The 7,440-nt window shown below is 39.0% G+C and carries 6 protein-coding genes, 1 tRNA gene and 1 pseudogene; 3 read left to right on the top strand and 5 right to left on the bottom strand.

Features of this window, described 5'->3' with window-relative positions; translation table 11 throughout:
- Positions 1-115: 115 nt before the first annotated feature.
- Together K8S13_RS11480 and K8S13_RS11485 are read right to left on the bottom strand one after the other, a co-directional pair.
- Positions 116-192 (bottom strand) — tRNA-Met (locus tag K8S13_RS11480).
- A 621-nt stretch (positions 193-813) separates the two neighbouring features.
- Positions 814-1,398 carry a PEP-CTERM sorting domain-containing protein gene (locus K8S13_RS11485; RefSeq protein ID WP_291462621.1) on the bottom strand — a complete coding sequence of 195 codons (585 nt, stop codon included), beginning with the start codon at positions 1,396-1,398 and terminating at the stop codon, positions 814-816.
- Positions 1,399-2,173: 775 nt separating this feature from the next.
- Between K8S13_RS11485 and K8S13_RS11490 the strand changes: the two genes are divergently transcribed.
- Positions 2,174-2,800, top strand: coding sequence for a site-specific integrase (locus tag K8S13_RS11490; protein WP_367172564.1), 627 nt, complete (start codon positions 2,174-2,176; stop codon positions 2,798-2,800).
- 201 nt (positions 2,801-3,001) lie between these two features.
- Here K8S13_RS11490 and rfaE1 read toward each other — a convergent pair whose 3' ends face one another.
- Genes rfaE1 through K8S13_RS11505 form a run of 3 tightly spaced genes read right to left on the bottom strand, consistent with a single transcriptional unit; the run spans position 3,002 to position 5,887 of the window.
- Complete coding sequence (gene rfaE1 / locus K8S13_RS11495; RefSeq protein WP_291462625.1) at positions 3,002-3,964, bottom strand: D-glycero-beta-D-manno-heptose-7-phosphate kinase; 963 nt, start codon at positions 3,962-3,964, stop codon at positions 3,002-3,004.
- Positions 3,961-4,566: a bifunctional phosphoserine phosphatase/homoserine phosphotransferase ThrH gene (thrH, locus tag K8S13_RS11500; protein ID WP_291462626.1), complete on the bottom strand. Its 606-nt coding sequence runs from the start codon at positions 4,564-4,566 to the stop codon at positions 3,961-3,963. Before thrH ends, rfaE1 begins: the two co-directional genes overlap by 4 nt.
- 7 nt (positions 4,567-4,573) lie before the next feature.
- The gene (locus K8S13_RS11505) at positions 4,574-5,887 is read right to left on the bottom strand and encodes a homoserine dehydrogenase (RefSeq protein ID WP_291462627.1); all 1,314 of its coding nucleotides are present in this window, start codon (positions 5,885-5,887) and stop codon (positions 4,574-4,576) included.
- 158 nt (positions 5,888-6,045) lie between these two features.
- On the opposite strand from K8S13_RS11505, the gene purM reads away from it, so the two are divergent.
- Entirely contained in the window at positions 6,046-7,089 is a 1,044-nt protein-coding gene (gene purM, locus K8S13_RS11510) for a phosphoribosylformylglycinamidine cyclo-ligase (protein WP_291462629.1), read from the top strand.
- A 23-nt stretch (positions 7,090-7,112) separates the two neighbouring features.
- Positions 7,113-7,440: pseudogene (locus K8S13_RS11515) on the top strand (tRNA (adenosine(37)-N6)-threonylcarbamoyltransferase complex transferase subunit TsaD); the annotation flags it as partial.

A 7,440-nucleotide genomic window follows, 5' to 3' on the forward strand; every position in this document is an offset into this window, starting at 1 on the left:
TGAATATCATCATACAGGATATTTATTCAATGATTTATTGAAATCTCTTAAATGGAAGCAACAATCCAAAATCACAAAAAGGGGCAGCACCGAATGCTGAACCCCTTAATTTCTTTGGTAGCGGGGGAAGGATTTGAACCAACGACCTTCGGGTTATGAGCCCGACGAGCTACCAGACTGCTCCACCCCGCATCAACGAAGGGCAATATATAGAATTGTCTTGTTTCTGTCAAGACTTATTATTCAAAATCTGTTGAAATCCCTGTAAACAACCAATTTTAGACTATATCTGTATAGTCTATTTTTATTTAATATTTTTAATTTTGATACAAAAGAGTTTCCTTCTATCCAAAACCAAAATCTAAAATAAGCATAATAATTCCAACCAACGAAAAAAAAAGTGTCACAAAGACGACACACCAAAACAGAACTATTTACAACCTTAAAATTTGCATTTAATTATACCAGAGTAACTTTTTAACGCCTGCCCTATTGGATTACAAAATAAAATTTTCAACCTGGTTCAAAAGACATAAAAATAGAAAGTGTCTGTTCCAGGGACCCTGTAATCTGTCACAGCCATTGTAATCCTGTAACGGTTTTTTACACTAAATCATGTAATCATGTTACAAAAGCATCAAGAACCGTGTCCTGAAAGCGTAACAGGAAGCAAAGCTTGTAATTACAACTGACACAAAAGATTAGGTGCGCTCTATATTCTGGATAGTTTTTTACTGTCCTTAAATCCAATAAAAAAGGACAGAATCAACTTAACAATCCTGCCCTTTTACTTATGCTATTTTAATAAAGTTATTATTTTTTTCTTCTATTGACTCCTGCAATACCTAAAATACCAAGACCGAAGAGGAGCATAGTAGCTGGTTCTGGTACTGGATTGGAACTGTATGTAAAATCATCCATTGCAAAATAACTTCCATGACCTGTTGATGGGACTGGTGTAAAAACTAACATATCTATACCGACGAAATCAAAATCAACCCACAAAGGGGCCAATTCAACTAAATCAATATTTACAATACCTTGTGAAACACCTCCGAAGAATGCCTCGACACCGACCTCGCCGAATATGGTCTTACCTGCTGGTGTAAACCATGCTCCAGAAAAATCAAATGTGCCTGATGAAATAGATACAGTTGCTGTATTACCGTCTCCATTGTAAAAAGCATAGTCACCAGAAACTGCTGATTGAGCATAATATCCACCTGCATAACCTTCAACCACAGCTCCCGAATGAGTCCAGTCTAAACCACCATAACTGTAGAATTGTGCATATTGATTTGTGGTTATATCGTCAAAGTCTAATACGGTAGCACTGGCAACACTAAATAAACCTAAAACCATACAAATTGATAGAACAGTCAATAAAAAATTTTTCATAGTTTCTCCACTCTTTTTTTTGATTTTAAATATCTTAATTTTTCAAACTAAACGGTGATAAAAAATGCTCTCCATTGTTGATTCCCTGTATCACCTCCCATTTAACCTGTAATTTTTCATTCCTGCTTCACAACAGGTTTGGCTTTTTCCATAAACTTTGGTTAAATTTATAGCAACATCTGTGCCAGCAAGACGATAATGTCGTAGCTGTCCCAACATCAGTATTTACGGTTATTTTAAGAATTTTTTTTATATATTAACTATGTAAAACTTTACATAATTTTGAGAACTTTTTTACATACTTTTGGGAACTTTTTTACATAGTGGTAGTAATTTATAAATTTTAATAACCGTAGTACCAATCCATCTACACCAAATCACTTTCCTAATCTTTTCCTATCCATAAAAAAAAAGAACCTGTATCAACAGTAATATCAAAAAATATAATTCTGTAAATCCTATAAATGTAAATCTATAAAGCAGTATTATTCAATCTACAATAACAGAACTTATATTATCACAACACACATCTACCATGACACAGGGGAAACAGTAGAGTGGATTGATTGACAAGGCTATTAGCGTTTAATTTCATCATTGTCACTGTCTTTCAAAATGACCATATTCATAATCTTGACCACCCTTGATTAATGGCACATATATACAGATATATGAGGCAATAAATTATAGCGCCCCCTTTGTTGTCTCATAAAGAAGGCTTGGTGAAAGAAAATATAATGCTAAAAAAGATAATCGTTCTATTCAGAAAAGCCAAATCTATCCTTTCACACATGATGAAGTGCTTAAAATATTAGAATGCGTTGACCCTGCTTACAAACCTTATACTGCGGTACGATTCTATACCGGCATTAAGTCTGGCGAGATTGATGGATTGAAATGGTCTGATTACAAGGACAAATTGTTTTCGACCCCCAAAATTAGTATCAATAAAACGCTTGTTTATGGCATAGAGGGGGAGACTAAAACAAAAAAATCAAACAGAATTATTGATTGTTTAATCCCTGTCGTTGAGGCTATAGATGAACAGCGTAAAATTAATGGTGGGAATGAATATATTTTCTGTAAGGATGATGGCGCATTAATGAATCCAGACCACTTTAGAGAGGTCATTTGGAAAAAAGCACTTAACTCAGCTGAAATAGAATATAGACCGCCGATTCAGACTCGACACACTTTTGCAACAATGATGATTACAGCAGGAGAGGATGTAGGATGGGTTCAAAAAATGCTGGGACATTCATCGTTGCAAATGATTTTCAATCATTATTATAGCTGGATTCCACAAAAAACAAGAAGTGATGGAACAGCTTTTATGAATAATATTCAAAAAAATAAAGACGATGAAAAAATCATTAATATTTTTGGCAAAATGGCACAATAACGTCACACCAACTAAAAAGGGTTTACTGCCAAAAGCTGTAAACCCTTATCAATTCTATGTTTTTATTGTTAATAGCGGATTCTCTATTCGGGTTATGAGCCCGACGAGCTACCAGACTGCTCCACCCCGCATCAACGAAGGGCAATATATAGAATTGTCTTGTTTCTGTCAAGCTTTTTTAATATTTTGTCAGAACATTTTTTAATCTGCCAGAACCTGTTTAAGTTCATCAATGGAAGCAGTTGCAGTACCCACCTTTGCAACAACAATGCCTGCTGCCGCATTGGCGACCATGGCACTATCTTTAAATGTGGCTCCGATTGCAAGCCCGAGGCCTAAAAGAGAAATCACCGTATCCCCGGCACCGGAAACATCAAACATCTGTCGGGCTCTGGATTCAATGGTATAAGGTTCCTTACCCTTTTCAAACAGCACCATACCGTCTTTGCCACAAGTAATCAAAAGTCGATCCAGCTTAACCTGGTCCATGATTTTATGCCCGGCGGCAAAGAGAGCCCGATCTGATTTGATATCCATATTTGCGGCAAGACTTGCCTCTTTTCTATTTGGTGTGAGTATGGAGACCTGTTCATACTTGAAAAAATTCAAAGACTTGGGATCAGCTAAGGTCAGGACATTATATTTGTGTGCGAGCATTACAATCTGCTGAACCAGCTCTTTGGTAATCAGGCCTTTATCATAATCCGAAAGAATCACCAGGTCTACATCATTAATTTTGCTATCGATTATTTTAACAAGTTTTTCAAGGATTTCTCCATTGATATCCTTCTTTATTTCCTTGTCAATTCTCAATATCTGCTGATTGGATGCAATTACCCTTGTTTTTCGGGTTGTCGGCCTTTGGGGTTCACTGATGATCCCATCTGTCGCAATACCCAAGTCTTCAAGTTTTTCAAATATCATTTGACCGGCTTTGCCCGTTCCGGCTGTGCCGACGGCAAATACTTTTGCCCCCATGGCAACCAGATTATGAATAACATTTCCGGCACCCCCAAGGGCATGGCTTTCTTTTTCCACACAAACCACTGGAACCGGTGCTTCAGGCGAGATCCGATCCACTGTGCCCCACAAATACTCATCAATCATCAGATCACCGATGACAAGGGCTTTTACTTTTTTAAAATCATCAATATTGATTGTCATGCGTTTAATAATGCGCTTATCATAGTTTTAAGTTCCCGGTAATTTCTTGTTACCGGAATTTCAGGGAAATCCGTGACCACAGAATCCGGCGGGTTAAAGAAAAACCCCTGATTCGCTTCCTGAATCATCCCGATGTCATTATAGGAATCTCCAAAGGCAATCACGTGATAATTCAGCCCCTTTAAGGCGTTCACAGCCTCTTTTTTCTGATGATTGATCCGGATGTTGTAACCCGTGATATTGCCTTGTTTGTCAATGGTCAAATCATGGCATAAAAGTGTAGGATAATTCAACTTTACCATCAAAGGCTTTGCAAATTCTTCAAAGGTATCCGACAATACAATAATCTGTGACTCTTCCCTGATCCAGTTTAAAATATCCAAGGCGCCTTCAAGAGGCTCCAGGGAGGCAATCACATTTTTAATGTCCTGAATCTTTAAATTATTCTCCTTTAATATCGATAGCCGCCGAGTCATTAACACATCATAATCACTGATATCCCGGGTGGTCAGCTTAAGCTCCTCAATCCCGGTTTTTTTTGCAACATTTATCCAAATCTCAGGTAAAAAAACACCTTCCAAATCTGCAACCAATATTTTCATTTTCACTCTACTCCTGAACTATTTCTTCTATTCTAATCACAACAGGATCTCCGACAATAGAATCTGTCTTTGAAATCTGTTTTAAGGCACGTTGTACCCATGCTTCCTTGGCTAGGTGGGTGATCATTACAACCGGCACTTTCCCATTGCTTTTACGCCCTTTTTGATGGACCGATTTAATACTGATATTGTTTTCTCCCAGAACTCCGGAAATTTTAGACAGCACACCCGGATGATCCTGGGCTTCAAACCTGAGATAATACCTGGTATAGAGCTCTGCCATGGGAAGAATCGGAATCGATTTAATATTGTCTTCAGGATATCCCAGAATAGGCACCCGTCTTTTGGTCCCTGAAATAATATTTCTTGCAATATCTGCAATATCACTTAAAACAGCGCTTGCCGTCGGCATCATACCGGCACCGTGACCATAGAGCATGATTTGCCCTGTGGCATCGGCATCAATGGCAATGGCATTCATGGACTCATCAACGTGGGACAAAGGGTTTGAGCCGGAAATCATTGTGGGATGCACCCTTGCTTCCACATGGTCTTCATGAATCTTTCCAATAGCCAGAAGTTTGATGGTGTATCCGAAGTCCTTCGCAAACTCAATATCCACCGGTGTAATATTGCGGATGCCTTCCACATGAATATCTTTCAAATTAATCTCCATGCCATGGGCAAGAGAATTTAAAATAGCAAGCTTATGGGCAGTATCAAATCCGTCGATGTCCAATGACGGTTCAGCTTCAGCATAGCCCAGTTCCTGGGCTTGCTTTAAAGCGTCTTCAAAATCTGACCCATCCTTGGAAATTTTTGTAAGGATATAATTACAGGTCCCGTTTAAAATCGCTGACATGGATTTGATATCATTGACCACAAGGGATTCTCTCAGCGATTTAATAATCGGCATACAGCCACCGCAACTGGCTTCAAAGGCCAGATCTACTTGATTTTTCCCGGCTGCTTTGACAAGATCATTTCCAAAATTTGCCAGAAGGGCCTTGTTGGCTGTTATCACATGCTTTTTGTTTTCAAGAGACTTTAAAATAAACTGTCTGGCAAGAGTTTCTCCCCCAATGGTTTCCACAATAATATCTATCTTGGGATCATCTATTATCACGTTTGCATCGGAAACCAGGGTGGTGGTTCCAAGATCAACGCCCCTGTCTGTGGTTATATCAATATCAGCAATGGCCTTAAGGTTTAAAACAGCACCGATTCTGGATATCAGCAATTGTTTTTTTAGCTTTAACAGTTTTGCCACACCCGCACCGACAACACCATACCCTAAAATTCCAATATTGATTGTTTCCATTCCCTTTAGATTCTCCGATAATAACTTAAGTTTAAAATTAGAGTAGATACAATATTCAAATGACGATGTCAAAAAGCTTTTGACTTTTCAATGCATTATGTTTACTATTGCCGTGTTTAGAAGACTTCATCAATCCAATTAAAAAAAGGTAATTTTATATGAACAACCCCTTAACTTATGCAGATTCAGGTGTTGATATAGATAAAGCAAACAAGCTGGTTGATCGAATTAAAGATATCGCAAAATCCACTCCACGATCAGGTGTTATGGGTGAGATCGGTGGTTTTGGAGGTCTTTTTTCCTTGAATCTTTCCAATGTTCCGAATCCTGTTCTGGTCAGTTCAACCGACGGGGTTGGAACCAAGCTGAAAATTGCTTTTATGATGGACAAACATGATACCATCGGCATTGATCTTGTGGCCATGTGCGTTAACGATATCATTGTTCAGGGTGCCAAACCCTTATTTTTCCTTGATTACCTGGCCATGGGGGTTCTTGACAATGATGTAGCTGAAAAAATTATTTTAGGGATTGCCAAAGGATGCAATCAAGCCGGATGTGCTTTGATCGGTGGAGAAACAGCAGAAATGCCGGGAATGTATCAGGATGGGGAATACGACCTTTCCGGATTCTGTGTAGGTATTGTTGATAATGATAAAATCATAGACGGTTCATATATTAAAAATGGTCATAAACTCATTGGACTTGCATCAAACGGTATACACAGCAATGGTTTTTCCCTTGTCCGAAAAATCTTTTTTGACAAATGCAAATATGATGTAAACACCAAACTTGATGAACTTGGCACCACCCTTGGCGAAGAACTTTTAAAGCCGACAACCATTTACGTTCCAACGATTATAAGCCTTTTAAGAGACCTGCCCGTTCACGGCCTTGTACACATCACCGGTGGCGGGATTGATGAAAATATCATCCGGGTAATCCCTGAAGTCTGTAAAGCCATTATTCACAAAGATGCCTGGAAAATTCCACCTGTATTTAAGGTGCTTCAAAAAGAGGGATCTGTGCCGGATTCTGAAATGCGAAGAACATTTAACAATGGCATTGGCATGGTGATTGTTGTGCCGGATACCTCGGCCCAGGAAGTCATGGACAGGCTCGGGGCAATGAATGAAAAAGCATTTTTCATCGGTGAGGTAGAATCCAGGGAAAATAATGAACCACAGACTCAATGGGTCTGATCAATTAATAATTATCAACTATCATGATAGTCCTTGGGATTGAATCATCCTGTGATGAAACCGCAGCCGCAATTGTTCAAGATGGTATAGACATCCTGTCTTCCGTCATCGCTTCCCAGATTGAGGTTCATCACAAATATGGCGGTGTTGTACCGGAACTGGCGTCTCGAATGCACATCCAAGCCATTACCCCGGTGGTGGATGAAGCCATAAAAAAAGCAAATATCAAAATTAAGGATATTGATGCTGTTGCAGCAACAAGGGGGCCTGGACTCATTGGTGCTCTTTTGGTGGGATTTACCTTTGCAAAATCCTTTGCCTGGGCAAGGCATCTTCCTTTTGCCGGGGTCA

It is taken from the genome of Desulfobacula sp., assembly GCF_021107415.1.